Source organism: Acidobacteriota bacterium, from assembly GCA_040752915.1.
Taxonomy (GTDB): domain Bacteria; phylum Acidobacteriota; class UBA4820; order UBA4820; family DSQY01; genus JBFLVU01.
Genome location: JBFMHB010000070.1, coordinates 1 through 14,149, shown reverse-complemented (window position 1 = coordinate 14,149; position 14,149 = coordinate 1). Strand labels below are relative to the sequence as shown.

Annotated in this window: 9 protein-coding genes; 4 read left to right on the top strand and 5 right to left on the bottom strand. The window is 65.0% G+C overall.

Annotated elements, in window-relative coordinates; all coding sequences use genetic code 11:
* Nucleotides 1-815, top strand: an 815-nt coding sequence (locus AB1824_11345) for a glutamine--tRNA ligase (protein MEW5765559.1), incomplete at its 5' end; no start/stop codon positions are given.
* A 140-nt stretch (nt 816-955) separates the two neighbouring features.
* Here AB1824_11345 and AB1824_11340 read toward each other — a convergent pair.
* Genes AB1824_11340 through AB1824_11320 form a run of 5 tightly spaced genes read right to left on the bottom strand, consistent with a single transcriptional unit; the run spans nt 956 to nt 9,399 of the window.
* Complete coding sequence (locus AB1824_11340) at nt 956-3,727, bottom strand: site-specific DNA-methyltransferase (GenBank protein ID MEW5765558.1); 2,772 nt, start codon at nt 3,725-3,727, stop codon at nt 956-958.
* Nucleotides 3,720-4,781, bottom strand: coding sequence for a virulence RhuM family protein (locus tag AB1824_11335; GenBank protein MEW5765557.1), 1,062 nt, complete (start codon nt 4,779-4,781; stop codon nt 3,720-3,722). The genes AB1824_11340 and AB1824_11335 overlap by 8 nt, the downstream gene beginning before the upstream one ends.
* Nucleotides 4,782-4,805: 24 nt before the next feature.
* Nucleotides 4,806-5,558, bottom strand: coding sequence for a phage Gp37/Gp68 family protein (locus AB1824_11330; GenBank protein ID MEW5765556.1), 753 nt, complete (start codon nt 5,556-5,558; stop codon nt 4,806-4,808).
* Nucleotides 5,558-6,391 (bottom strand): three-Cys-motif partner protein TcmP, encoded by an 834-nt coding sequence (locus AB1824_11325; protein MEW5765555.1) that lies wholly within the window; start codon nt 6,389-6,391, stop codon nt 5,558-5,560. Before AB1824_11325 ends, AB1824_11330 begins: the two co-directional genes overlap by 1 nt.
* Nucleotides 6,388-9,399, bottom strand: a complete 3,012-nt coding sequence (locus tag AB1824_11320) for a BPTD_3080 family restriction endonuclease (protein MEW5765554.1) — start codon at nt 9,397-9,399, stop codon at nt 6,388-6,390. The genes AB1824_11325 and AB1824_11320 overlap by 4 nt, the downstream gene beginning before the upstream one ends.
* Before the next feature lie 466 nt (nt 9,400-9,865).
* On the opposite strand from AB1824_11320, the gene AB1824_11315 reads away from it, so the two are divergent.
* The 3 genes from AB1824_11315 to AB1824_11305 all read left to right on the top strand — a co-directional run.
* Nucleotides 9,866-11,755: a hybrid sensor histidine kinase/response regulator gene (locus AB1824_11315; protein MEW5765553.1), complete on the top strand. Its 1,890-nt coding sequence runs from the start codon at nt 9,866-9,868 to the stop codon at nt 11,753-11,755.
* Nucleotides 11,752-12,828, top strand: coding sequence for an HD domain-containing phosphohydrolase (locus AB1824_11310; GenBank protein ID MEW5765552.1), 1,077 nt, complete (start codon nt 11,752-11,754; stop codon nt 12,826-12,828). Before AB1824_11315 ends, AB1824_11310 begins: the two co-directional genes overlap by 4 nt.
* A 168-nt stretch (nt 12,829-12,996) precedes the next feature.
* Nucleotides 12,997-14,149 (top strand): BPL-N domain-containing protein (locus AB1824_11305; GenBank protein ID MEW5765551.1); only part of this gene is annotated, 1,153 nt, incomplete at its 3' end.

Sequence of the window (14,149 nt, the reverse complement as noted above, 5' to 3'; positions counted from 1 at the left end):
GCTACCGGCGGCGGGGCTACACGCCCGAGGCCATCCGGACCTTCTGCGAGAAGATCGGCGTGTCCAAGTCGAACAGCGTGGTGGACCTCGCCATGCTGGAGGAGTGCCAGCGGGACGACCTGAACCGCCGCGCCCCGCGGCGCCTGGCCGTTCTGCGCCCCCTCCGGGTCGTCCTCGAGAACTACCCCGAGGACCTCATGGAGGAGATGGACCTCGTGAACAACCCCGAGGACCCCTCGGCGGGCACGCGCAAGGTGCCCTTCTCCCGCGTCCTCTACATCGAGCGCGACGACTTCATGGAGGACCCCCCGAAGAAGTTCTTCCGGCTGACCCCGGGGCGGGAGGTGCGCCTGCGGGGGGCCTACTTCATCACCTGCACGGGCGTGGTGAAGGACGAGGCGGGGCGGGTGGCGGAGCTGCGGTGCGCCTACGACCCCGCCACGAGGGGAGGCTCCAGCCCCGACGGGCGCTCCCCCAAGGCCACCCTCCACTGGGTGTCGGCGGCCCACGCCGCCAGGGCCGAAGTCCGCCTCTACGACCGCCTCTTCAAGAACCCCGACCCCGACGACTTCCCCGAGGGGCAGGACTACCGGGTGAATCTCAATCCCGACTCCCTGGTGACCCTCCCCGAGTGCCTCGTGGAGCCCTCCCTCGCCGCGGCCCTCCCCGGCGAGCGCTTCCAGTTCGAGCGCCTCGGCTACTTCTGCGCCGACACCGACTCGCGTCCCGGCGCCCCCGTCTTCAACCGCACCGTCACCCTCAAGGACGCCTGGGGCCGCATCCAGGCCCGCGAAAAGGCGGGGACGGGCAAGTAGGCAAGCGGCAAACGGCCAGAGACCCCCGGGCGCAGGGCGACCGCCGTCGGGACGCCGCTTTCTCCGCTTCGCTTCGAAAGCGATGCGTCATCGACCTGGAAGGGGCCTTCATCGTGAGAAGTCGTGTGTGCCCGTTCCAGCTACACCCCATACACCTTGAGCACCTCGTCGCCGTAGTGGTTGATGACCTTGACGGCGATCTTGCCGGTCTTGGGCGGGTCGAAGGGGAGGCTGGTGGTGGAGTAGAGGGCGCTCCAGGCAGCCTCGTCCACCTCGGCGCGCAGGGCACGCCTGAGCTTGTCGTAGGGCTCGTCGCCGCCGCAGAAGTAGGCGTGGCGGACGAAGAAGCTCTCGCCGTTGTAGTTGGTGTCCACGAACCAGCAGGCCACGTCGTCGGTGGAGCTCGAGCGGACGACGCCGGTGGTGGGGTCGTACACGTCCACGCCCTTGAGGTCCACGACGAGCTTGCCTTCCTTCGTCTTGCGCACGTCCAGGTCGGGCTCGCCGAAGACCATGAAGAGGTTGCCGGTGCCCGTCTTCTTGAGAAGCTCCTCCCCCATGGCCAGGTCGGGGTTCATGCGGGCCAGCAGGATGGGGAGCTTGCCGTAGTGGCGCTCTTCCTCGGCAATGGCGCCGCCCTTGGCGGGCTTCTCGTCAGGCTGGAACTCCTTGGCGCTCTCGCCCGCGTGGGCATCGAAGGCGAAGCCGCAGACCACGAGGAGGTCGAAGCCCACGCCCTTGAGGGCCTCCTTGGCCGCCTCTTTCACCTGGTCGGCGCCCACCGTGCCGTGCTCCGGGCCGATGGCGACGGCCACCCGGCGCGCTCTGCCGTCCTTGTCGGTGTACTGGCCGGCGGCCTGAATCCAGAGGCCCGCGTAAGGCTCCAGGCGGTCGAATTTAAGGCGCTCGGCCTTCCGGGTGTTCTGGACCCCCGCCTTCCTGAGGTTGTCGAGGATCATGGGGACGAACTGGGGCCGCCCTGCGCCCCCCTCGGCCTCTGCCTCAGCTCCGGGACGCTCCTCCCCGGGGGCGAGGACGCGGTGGGGAGAGAGGCTCTCGACGGTAAAGGGCCCCGAGACGCGGACGCGCTTGGTGTCCTCGTAGGGCTGGTCCACGAGCGTCTCGGTGTCGGCGTGGCGGGCGATGGATGCGTCCATCTCCTTCTGGCGCTCGCGCCTCCGCTTCCACCACTGTTCGTGGACCTTCCTGGCCTTCTCAGGCCACGTCTTTTCGGCCTCCCGCGGCACCTCCCACTCCTCCCAACGTTTCTTGAGGAGCTGGTTCAGCTCGGCGCGCAGGGGTTCGAGCAGAACCTGGAATCTCTCATGGATGACATCGATCTCTTCGTTGTTGGCGATGGATTTGAGCGTGACGTGGGGGACTCGCTTGCAGACGAACCCCTTCTTGATGTCGCCGTTCGTCTTGATATCGGGCGGAACGTGGCCCGCGACCTCGGCCTCCTTGCGCAGACCCTCCGGCGAGTCGGCCAGGAGGTAATAGGGATAGCGCGCCGCCATGAGGCGCGTGCGGGCCAGCGCCAGGGCCACGCGGGAGGTGTCCACCGTAATCCAGCGCCGCCCCCACTGCTCAGCCACATAGGCGGTTGTTCCAGAGCCGCAGGTGGGGTCGAGGACCAGGTCGCCTGGGTCGGTGGTCATAAGGAGGCAACGGGCAATTACTTTAGGGCTGGTTTGAACTACGTATGTCTTCTCTTCCAGGAAACTTCCCACGACTGTATCGCTCCAAACGTTCGTAAACTCGGTCCATGGAAAGTCGGAGAGCATCCTTCTGTACCGCAATGACTTGCGTGCAGCGAATAACCTGCCTGCTCTATCAATTCTCAATAGTCCCTCGAGGCTGGTCTTCCAGTGCCGGTTTATTCCTGGGTGATACTTTTTCCTTTGAAATAAATACTCAAATGTGGAAGCTCCTCCTCCTGCCGAGGCAAGATCGCGCGATTGAAACTGCGGGTCGTCTTCTTTTCCCTCGTCGCCTTCATCATTTTGAGCATTGCCTTCGGGAAGCCAACTGAAAAACAGCTTTCGTATCTTTACGCGTTCCTTCTGCATTGCATACCAAAGCAGATAGTCAGTGATAGTCGGGATGGTCTCGCTTGTTGAATAGCTCGTCTTTTGGAAGGTTACAGTGGCGACGAAATTCTCGCTTCCAAACACCTCATCCATTACGCTCCGCACAAGGTGGACATTCTCGTCCCCGATCTGCACGAAGATGCTCCCGCTCTCGGTGAGGAGATCGCGGGCTACGGTGAAACGGTCGCGCAGGTAGCTCAGGTAGGAGTGGATGCCCAGGGCCCAGGTGTCGCGGAAGGCCTTGACCTGTTCGGGCTGGCGGGTGGCGTCCTCCACCTTCCCGTCCTTCACGTCGCGCTTGCGCGTGGAGACCTGCCAGTTGGAGCCGAACTTGATGCCGTAGGGCGGGTCCAGGTAGATCATCTGGACCTTCCCCTTGAGACGCTCCTTCTCGGCGAGCGACGTCATGACGAGGAGCGAATCGCCCAGGATCATGCGGTTCGTCCAGTTCTGCTCGTGGTGGTAGAAGTCCACGAGGTCTTCGAAGGCGATGCCGTTGAAGTCCGAGAAGAGCGAAGCGAGGCCCGGCGTATTTTTCTTGGCCTCGGCGCGCACCTGCTCTACGATGGCCTGGGGCTGGATCTTCTCCTGGATGTAGACGGGCACGACGGGGACCTCCAGGTCCTTCCGGTCCTGCTCGTCCTTGCCCTTCCAGACGAGCTGGGGGTCGAGCGAAGGGTCGCGCGGGTAGAGCATGGTCTTCGGGGCGGTCTCGTCCGCCGTTACAAAGTCCCGCAGCTCCTGCGTCGGGATGTTCACCCGCTTGTCCCTGTGCTTCACGCTCGACACCGGAACGGATCCGCTGGCGGATTTCCTAGCCATTGTTCTTCCTCTCCTTGCGGGGCGCCTTCTTCACGGCGAGCTGGGCGGCGGCCTGCTCAAGCTGCCGAAGCCCCTCTGCTTCAGCCGCTTCGCGCCGCCTCCGGGCGAACCGCTCGTATTCGGCCTGGGCCTTCCGGTCCGCCTCCTCCCGGGAAACGGAGCCCGCGCTGGGAAGGACCGGACGCTCGTTGAAGGCGAGGAAGGCATCCAGCCGCTCCCGCCAGTCCTTCAGGAAGACCTGCTTGCGCCTCTTGGCTTGGTCCTCCGCGAAGTCGAGGAACATGGTCACGATGCGGTTCAGCTCGGTGATTTCCTCCCCGCGGAGGTAGTTCTTGGCCACCGTCACGTCCCCTTTGCGGACCACGGCGCCCCTCCACGTCGTGAGTCCCATGTTGGGAAGGCTCGCCCGGGCGCGGCCGGCGATGAGTTCCGGGGCGGTCTTCCCCGTCACGGCGAAGTGGAGCTTGTTCTGGGCGGTCTGGAAGAAGTGGGCGGTCTCCGCGTCGCTGGGGTCGTAGTCCGCCGCCAGGGCGAAAATCTCGCGCAGGCGAAGGTACATCCGGCGTTCGCTGGCGCGGATGTCGCGGATTCGCTCGAGCATTTCGTCAAAGTAGTCGGGCACGCCGGGCCCCGGCGGGTTTTTCAGCCGCTCGTCGTCCAAAACAAAGCCCTTGAGGAGGTACTCCTTCAGGCGCGCCGTCGCCCATTGGCGGAAGGCCGTGCCGCGCTGTGACCGGACGCGGTAGCCGACGGCGAGGATCATTTCGAGGCTGTAGTGCTTTACCGGGCGTTCGACCTGGCGCAGACCCTCAGAACGAACTATTGAGTAATCCTTAATAGTTCCCTCAGCCGGCAGTTCTCCTTCCCCGAGGATGTTCTTGATGTGGAGGTTGATGTTGGGCACGGTGGTTTGAAACAGCTCCGCCATCAGGGCCTGCGTCAGCCAGATGTTCTCGTCGGCGAACCGGCACTCGATCCGGGTTCGACCGTCCTCGGTCCGGTAGAGGACGATTTCGCCTGGATGCTTCATCTCGCGGGAAATCTCTTTTCCCATCGTGGATATCTCTCCCTCTTGACCCTAGGCGCCCAGGCCTGGGGTGACTTGCGGCGCACCCGATGCGGCCATTGCCGGCATCTCCTCCCAGGTGCGCCCTTCCAGGAGCCTTCCGGCTCGCTTTTTCTGCACACCGCCCCACTGCTTGAAGAAGAAGGCGACCCGTTGCCCAACGCATTGGTCGCGGACCTCCGTCACCCATTCTTCCCTCATCGGCCTGGCTCCAGGTCCCGACTCGCCCCCGGCGATGACCCAGTGGATGGCGTCGAGGGGTAGATCCGACAGGGGGCCGAGAAGCGGCTCGCAGGAAAGGAACTTGATGTGCGCCCCCGTCTTACTCAGGTCGTGGATGCGGTTGTAGTACGTCTCGGTCTCCACGCTCACACCCATCCAGATGTTGGGGGCCCAGGGCAGGCGCGGGCTCAGCTCCGCGAGCCGTTCCGAGCGCTTTGTCAGGACCTGGAAGCAGTGCCAGTGGGCGCGATTCATCACATCGAAGACCTGCTGGATGAAGGCTTCGGGCACGTCTTTGTGGAAGAGGTCGCTCATGGAGTTCACGAAGATGGTCTGCGGCTTCTTCCATTTCAATGGCAGTTCAAGCACGTGCCCATGGAGCGACACCTCAAACCCCTTCGCGTAGTTGGCCTGCCCCATGGCTTGCAAGCGCAGCGCCATGCGCTCCGCGTAGCAGTGCTTGCAGCCTGGACTGATCTTCGAACAACCCGTCACCGGGTTCCAGGTGGATTCGGTCCATTCGATGGAGGAGTGGGTGGCCATCAGCCGGCCCCTCTATTTCGGTACTTTTCGAAGATTTCGCTGACAATCTTGCCCCCCGTGGAGTTGGGAGAAGCAAAGAAGAGGTAATAAATGACCGCCCCATTGCTGTTTCGCATGGGCATAGGGCTGGGGACGTAAGCGAACCCGGCCTCAACATTTAGGCGGGCCCGATAAGCCTCTGCGACGGCGTCGTTATCCTGCTTGAGCTCTTCGAAACCGAAGAGGTGTGGCTGCTTTCGGTAGAGGGACTCTCTCCATGAGTTGTCGCCCCAGAACCGGTCCATCCGGGCCTGCTGCTCAGGACTCACCCTTTCAGGATTCTTCCAGAGCACGTTCATGTTTGCATCCATGATCATGAAGTTCAGGAAAATTTCGACCGATTGCATCTGTCCGATTTTCTTGACGATCTCCCAGCTTGGGTTGAGATCGTAAGGGTCAAGGACGCATAGAGCGCGATGAAAATCCCCATACCTGCACCGGGGGAGGATGTGCTCAAAGAGCGCCGTATGGCAGTCCGCCTCATACACATGAGCCCTTGGCTCATCCTTGGCAAGCTGCCGGAGACTCTTGGCCTTATCACCGTCGAGGTCTATAAAATGGTATTCGTGGAATGGCGGCTGAACTTCGAGCGCGTTGAGAGGGCTCCCCGGGATAAAGTTACCCGTGCGTTTGGAAATGTGGGTTCCCGAACCTGCGAACGCGTCAATGTACAGGTAGCGCTTGATTAAAGGCTGATTGCTCATGATGTTCGAATAGGCGGAAGCATACTTTTTCACGATTTCGAGCTTGATTTCGGACCAGTATCCAACCCTGTCATGATTGGCCGGGCTCATCGTTCATCCCCAGCAGCCAAGAAAGTGCGGATTGCGTTCTTCGCATCCCACGGGTCCTTGATCTCGATGAAGGCCCAGCGGCCGAAACCGCCGTGGTTGTTGATGGCCGGGACCCACAGCGCGCGTGCCGTGCCGACCTTGGCCTCCTTGTCGCGTTCCTTCTCGCCCGTGACTTCAATGATGAGATTCAAGAGATCGCCGTCTCCGTGTCCGTCCCGGACTCGCGCAATGAAGTCGGGCAGGTAATTGTGCTCTTCGCCGTTCAGCGTGTAGGGGATTGTAAACCCAAGGTTTTGGTTCTTCACGTAGCAGACGACCTCGTCCATCTCCTCGAGGGTCTGCGCCAGCTTCTGCTCCCACGACTTCGTGTCGGCGACGACGTGCGAGACGTGGCACCTGTCGGGCCGCGTCGCATACGTCGGCCGTGTCGTGTCGAAGTCCACGTGTCGCGTGGACCCGACCGTCTCGTAGGGCTCCAGGATCGGCTGGAGGCGCTTCTCGCCGGCTTCACCCGCCACGATGGAACGGTAGATTCGCTCCGCCGCGGCATCGGCATTTTCCACGAGGAGGAGAAGCTGGGGAAAGGTGTCGTCCTTGCACCGAAGGCACTCCTGGAGCCACCTCCGGGTGATGCCGAGAATTTGGGGGAAGAGCCAGGCTTTCACGTTGCCCGAGTCATCCCGGCAATTGCGCTCCAGCACCCGCTTGGCGAGGAGAAACTCCACTTCCCTGGGTCGCCGGTTTTTCAGGTCTTCGAGGGTATGGATACTGGTCTCGCCGATGATGGGCGCGTTCTCGGTCTTCGTGGGCACGTGTTCGGTGGAGAGCGTCAGATGGCTATCAGAGGAAAAGGTAGCCGTGATTCTCTCGGACGGAAGGTCATAGCGGTAGCCGGTAACCCTGGGGAAGGTGATCTCGCAGGCGGAGCGGTCTTCCAGCGCCCGGACGCGGGTGGGCGCGGGTCCCGGCTTGGGGTCTACGGGCGTCCCCGAGCAGGGGATGAAGGAAAAGGGGACGCCGTACACCTCGGCGTACTCCACGGGAAAGCCGTCGAAGGAGACCGTCTGGCCGTCCACGGTGAGGGTGCGCGCCTCGGTGCAGTGGCTCATTCGCCGTAGCCCGCGCCCCACCACCTGCTCGCAGAGGAGCTGGGTGCCAAAGGCGCGAACTCCCAGAATGTGAGTTACCGTGTTGGCGTCCCATCCTTCCGTGAGCATGGAGACCGAGACCACGCACTTGACCTGCTCGCCCAGCTTGCCGGGCTTGCCCACGGTATTCATGACCTCGCGGAGAAGGTCCTCATCGGTGAGGGATTCGGCGTCGCGCCCAGGGAAACGGCGGCGGTAGTCGTCCTTGAATTCTTCGATCTCACGAGAGGCGATCTTCTTGAACTCGTCACTCATCGCCTCGCCCGACTCGAGCTGTTCGCTGTCCACCAGGATGGTGTTGGGACGGGCGAGCCAGGTTTCTCCTTGAACGTTGCTGAAGAGTGCAAGTTGGCCGGGGACCAAAACCGTCGTGCCGTCGGGGAGGGGTTTCTCCCATCCGGCGATGTAATCGAAGACGAGTTTCGAGACGTTGGTGTTGTTGCACACCACGATGAACACAGGCGGCGTCAGGCCCCGTGCGCGGGCGTCCTCATTCCTTTCCCAATGATCGTAGTACTTTCGATAGTTGTCGTAGAGGCTTTGGAGGGCCCCTTCCAGCTCGGCGGGGAGGCGGGGCTCGCCCGTCACGGCTTGGGTACCACGGCCCTTCTTGGGCAGGTGCTCGCGGATGCGCGGCCAGAGGTCTCGGTAAGTAGGCTGTTCCGAGGTCATGGAGTTGTCGGCAACGGGAACGCGGGGAACCTTGACGATGCCGGATTCGATCGCATCAATGAGGGAGAAGTCCGAAAGGACCCACGGAAACAGTGTGCCTTCGGAGTAGCCGGACCCCCTCAGGAAAAATGGGGTTGCCGAAAGGTCGTAGATCGCACGGATACCCAGCTTGGCCTTGACTGCTTCCAGTCCGGAGATCCAGATCCGGGCCTCTTCCTCCCGCCTCTGCGCCTCTTTCCTTTCGTCGCCCGAGAGCCTAACCTCGTCGCCGTCCGGCTTGCGCCGGTAGCAGTGGTGGGCTTCGTCGTTCAAGACGACAATGTTCTTCTTGTTCCCGAGTTCCCTGCACACCCGTCGGACCATCTGGTCGGGGGACTCGGTAAAGGGGCTGCTCTCGCCCTGGCCCAGGATGCTCTTGGTGACTTTCCCTGCGGATGCTGTTTCTCGCGGCTTGAATGCGTGAAAGTTGGTGACCACGATCCGGGCCCGCCCCAAGTCCTCCAACAGGAACTGGGGGACGATATCTCTGGTTCGGTACTCATTGTTCGGATCGCTGGGCATCAGGACGCGGAGCCTGTCCTTGATGGTGATGCCTGGGGTCACCACAAGGAAGCTGTCCGAGTACCTGGCATCCTGAGGATTGGCCAGCTTGTTGAGCGTGTGCCAGGCGATGAGCATTCCCATTACGCTGGTTTTACCGCTTCCCGTCGCCATCTTGAAGGCGATGCGGTAGAGATCCGGGTTCGCGTCGCGGTTACTTTCTTCGAGTCTGTTTTCGATCCACGCGTCTCCGTTCTTGCGGGCCACCTCAGTGACGTAGATGATCGTTTCCAGGGCCTCGATTTGGCAGAAGAAGAACTTCTTTGCTCGCGCGGGACTCGTCCAGTGGTTCAGGAGCATTTGGGTCGTCTTGGTAACACCGAACCGTCCCTTCTTGCGCCACAGGCCCACGCGTTCCCGGACCTGGTTGATGAAGACGTTCTCCTCGATACGGTCCTCGGTCCACTCGGTTTCGAAGGCGAGTTGGCGACCCTTGCTGCGGGGCTTGGCGATGGGGATAAAGTAGGAACTCGTTCGCCGTCTGCCCACGATTTCGTTGGTGATGCCCTCGTCGGAGAACTTGAAGTGGCGGGTGGGCTCCTCGAAAGGGGAGTTGATGACCGGGTTCTCGATGACCACCTGCTTCACTTTTTCCTCCCGAACCCGGGGTTCTAGCGTTGGAACAAGTCTTCAGAACCCAAAGAGTTGGCGATGCCCTCGCGTGTGCCTTGCCCATCCGCCCCTGGAAAACGCCGCTACCCTCCAGGAATCGTACTACGGGCATGAGGACCGGGCCAGTCCAGGTCGCCCCTTCAACGTCCCAAGGTAGGCCGCCAGAGTGCACGCAGCGTTCAGTGAGGGGGGGAACCAGGAAGAAGGTCCCCTGGAAACCCTCTTAGGGGCCAGCCGCGGGCTGGGACGGGAGCAGCGTTCTACGGGCTACTCTCGGGGCTTCGGCGCTCTGCCCCCACCACCGCTGCCGCCTTCCTCCGAGAACGCTGTATCCATTTCCTTGACCCCGGGTGGACAACATCCTAGATTCTGGAAAAGAACCCGGGGCGAATCCCTGGGCAACGAAGCGGCGCCTCTCGGGGTCGGGGCGAGGAGGTCAGCCGTGGCGAGCGGGCGGGATCCCGGTTCCCAGGAGGACCGGATCGAACCCGGGGTGGAGCCTTTCCGGCCGATGGCGGAGGCCTATTCGGGGAGGAGCCCGGGGCTGAGGCGCGGCGCGTACCTCAACATCTTCGGGGCCGTCAACTTCCTCGCCATGGCGGTCTTCGGCCTCTACCACCTCTTCGGGCCCGAATGGGAGGCCCAGCCCGTCCTGGGCGTCATCGAGCTGGCCTTCGGCGCCATGACGGCGGCCCTGCTCCTGTACCTCCGCCTCACGAAAAACCTCCGCATCGCCGTGAACCTGGGCCTTATGCTGACGCTGTCCCTGCTGGCGGTCCTGCTCTTCTCGGGCGGGGTGGCCGGGACGGGCCTCTTCTGGTGGTTCTGCATGCCCGCGGCGGCGTTCTACCTCAAGGGAAGCCGGATGGGATGGGCCTGGGTGGGGGCGAGCATGGTCCTGCTGGTCGCGGCTTTCGCCGCCTCGGAGGCGGGCCTGACCTGGTTCCCGTACCCGACTCCCGTGCTTCGCCAGGCCCTCGCGAGCTATGTCGTGGTGTCCCTCCTCATCTACGCCTTCGAGGTCTTGCGGGGCGGCTACGAGCAGATCCTCCTGCGGAAGGGCCAGGAGATTTCGGCGGGGGCCCGGCGGCTGGCGGAGGAGGCCGAGGCCCGGCGGATGGCCCTTCTGGACCTGGAGCGGGCGAGGGAGGAGGCGGAGCGCGCCAACCGGGCCAAGTCCGAGTTCCTGTCCCGGATGAGCCACGAACTGCGCACGCCGCTCAACTCCATTCTGGGCTTTTCGGAACTGCTCCTGACGGACAAGAGGGAGCCGCCCACGGGGGCCCAGCGGGAGGCGCTGGAGACGATCCGGGGCTCGGGCCGGCACCTCCTCGGCCTCATCACCGAGATCCTGGACCTGGCGCGCGTGGAATCGGGGCGCCTGGAAACGGCCCGGGAACCTCTGGACCCCGCGCCCGTCCTGGCCGAGTGCATGAGGGCCCTGGAACCCGCCGCGAGGGAGCGGGCGGTGAGCCTCCTGGAGCCGCCCCGGGAGGAGGCACCGCCCTGGGTCCTGGGGGACCGGGGGCGCGTCCGGCAGATCCTCCTGAACCTCCTTTCCAACGCCGTGAAGTACAACCGGGAGGCGGGGCAGGTGCGGGTGAGCCTCGGGAGGGAAGGGGACCGGGTGGCCCTTTCGGTGGCGGACACGGGGGCCGGGATGAGCGCCGAAGAGGTCCAGAGGGTCTTCGAGCCCTTCGAGCGCCTGAGCGCGGACCGCCAGGGGATTCCAGGAACCGGCATCGGCCTCTCCCTGTCCCGGCGCCTGGCCCGACTCATGGGCGGGGACATCCGAGTGGAAAGCACGCCGGGGGTGGGCAGCCGCTTCACCCTGCTCCTGCCGGCGGCCCCCCGGAATGACTCCGGGGGGGCGGGGGACGCGGGAGAGCCCGCATCGGCCCCCTCCGAGGCGGGGCCCGAGCGCACCGTGCGGACGGTGCTCTACGTGGAGGACGATCCCGCCAACCTGGCCCTGGTCCGCCGGGTGCTGGAGCGCAGGCCCGGCCTCCGGCTCGCGGCGGCGGGCTCGGTGCGTGAGGGAATGGCCGCCCTGAAACGGGAGCGGCCCTCCCTCCTCCTCCTCGACCTGCACCTGCCCGACGGCAACGGCCTCGAGATCCTGGACGCTCTGGACGGCGGGGGGGACCTGGGGCCCTCTCCGCCCGTCGTGGTGGTGAGCGCCAGCGCCATGCCGGACGAAGTGGCCCGCGTCCTTCAGCGGGGCGTCTCGGCCTACCTCACCAAGCCCCTGGACATCGGACGCTTCCTCGATGCCGTCGACGCGGCCCTCGGGGGGGAGCCGCCGGGAACGAAAGGAGAGGGCTCACCATGATTTCCGAGGAGCGGCTGAGGAGCGCCAGGATCCTGATCGTGGACGACGAGGAGCCCAACGTCCGGCTGCTGGAGAAGATCCTGGCCGCGGAGGGCTACTCCCAGACCCTCTCCATCACCGACTCGCGGGAGGCCGTGGCTCTTCACGGGGCCTTCCGGCCCGATGTGCTCCTGTTGGACCTGCACATGCCTCCCCCCGACGGGTTCTCGATCCTGGACGAGCTGAAGCGAAACCGGAACGGCGGGTACGTCGGCATCCTGGTCCTCACCGCCGACATCACCCGCCAGACCCGGATCCGGGCCCTGGCCTCCGGCGCCCACGACTTCCTGACGAAACCCTTCGACCAGCTGGAGGTCCTCTCACGGCTCCGGATCCTTCTGGAGACGCGGTTTCTGTACCGGGACCTGGAGGACCAGAACCGACTTCTCGAAGAGAAGGTCAGGGAGCGCACGGAGGAGCTGAGGCAGAACCGCCTGGAGATCATCCAGCGCCTGAGCCGGGCCGTGGAGTTCCGGGACGAGGGGACGGGACTCCACATCCTGCGCATCAGCCAGTTCTCCGGCGCCCTGGCCAGGGCGTTGGGGCTTTCCCGCGACCACGCGGAGCTGATCCTTTCGGCGAGCCCCATGCACGACATCGGGAAGATCGCGATCCCCGACCGGATCCTCCTGAAGGAAGGTCCCCTCACGGAGTCCGAGTGGGAGGTCATGCGGCGCCACACCCGCATCGGCTACGACCTTCTCTCGGGCCACGACTCGGCCATCATGCGCGCGGCCGCGGAGATCGCCCTGACCCACCACGAGCGGTGGGACGGCGCGGGGTACCCGCAGGGGCTGAGGGGGGAGGCCATCCCCGTGGAGGGACGCATCGTCGCCCTCTGCGACGTCTTCGACGCCCTGCTCTCCAGGCGGCCCTACAAGGAGCCCTGGCGGATGGAGGCGGCGGTGGAGGAAATCCGGAGGCTCTCGGGCGAAGCCTTCGATCCCGAGATGGTGAGGGCCTTCGAAAAGTCCCTTCCCGAGATGCGCTCCATCATCGCGAAGATCTCCGAGCGGCTCGCCGAGAGTCTCTGAGGGAAGCGAAGAGGGCCTCGCGGCGCGTCCGGCCCGGCCGAGAGCCGGTCCGAAACGGATGGGCCGGAGATACCGGTCCTCCCACACGGGCAGGGGAGGACGGGATCGCGCCATCTTGCGCGGCGGGCCCCGCCGGCCTCATCCTGCCTCCCTTGGGAGGTATACCCCATGGCCCTCCGGCGTCTGCTTCCGGCCCTTGCGACCTTCCTTCTCAACCTCTCGGTTCTCTCCGCCTTCGGGCAGGCCGGCGCGCCCCTGCGCGTGGCGGTCTTCAACGGAAACGGGGCCTCGCCCTCCTGCGTCCGCATGGCCGTGGAGGCCTGCCGCATCGATCCGACCCTCACGGTGCGGGAGATCTCCGCCGCCGAAATCGTGTCGGGAGGGCTGAGGGAGGTGGACGTGGTCGTCTTTCCGGGTGGGGGCGGAGGGCGCCAGCGAACCGATCTGGGGGACGCGGGCGTCGAGGAGGTGCGGCGCTTCGTCCTCGAGGAAGGGCGGGGCGCCGTGGGCCTCTGCGCCGGAGCCTACCTGCTCTCGGACACGCCCGGGTACGCCTGCCTGAGGCTCTTTCCCGCCCGCGCGGTGGACCGGGAGCACGACGAGCGGGGCCACGGCCTCATCGCCTTCGACCCCACTCCGGCGGGCCTGGACTTCCTCCCCGAACTGCGGGGCTGGGGAACGTGCCATATGGTCTATTACGAGGGTCCCCTCCTGGAACCCTCGGAGGGTGCGATCCCCCGGTACGAGGTCCTGGCCTCCATGAAGAGCGACGTGCACCTGGAGAACGACGCCCCGGCGGGCATGACGCCGGGCCGGCCCCTCCTCCTCACGGCCGAATCGGGCCGGGGCCGGGTCTTCCTGTCGGTGGGCCACCCGGAGGCCACGCCGGGCCTGAGGTGGATCGTCCCCCGCGCCGTGCGCTGGGCGGCGCGCCGGAGACCGGCGCCCTACGCCCCGACCGTCGTTCGGCCCGGACTCGTCGGCGGGGAGATCCTGTTCGACGCGGCGCGGCGCGCCTCCGAATCCGCCTGCCAACAGGCCCTCATGTACGGGTCCGCGGGCGAGCGGGCCGAGGCCGTGCGGAACCTCGCGGCCATGCGCAGCTGGGACGGCCCCCTCTGGATCCGTGGCCTCCTGCGCGACGCCGACCCCGAGGTGCGCCTGAGCGCGGCCCGCACCCTTCTGGACCTCGAATGGACGGCGGCGGAGCCGGACCTGAAGGCCGCGGCCACCTCCGAGAAGGACGCGGAGACGAAGGCCGCCCTTATGGATTGCCTGGAGCGCCTGAGAGCCCTCGCTCCCGCGGCGATCGGGAAGGGGG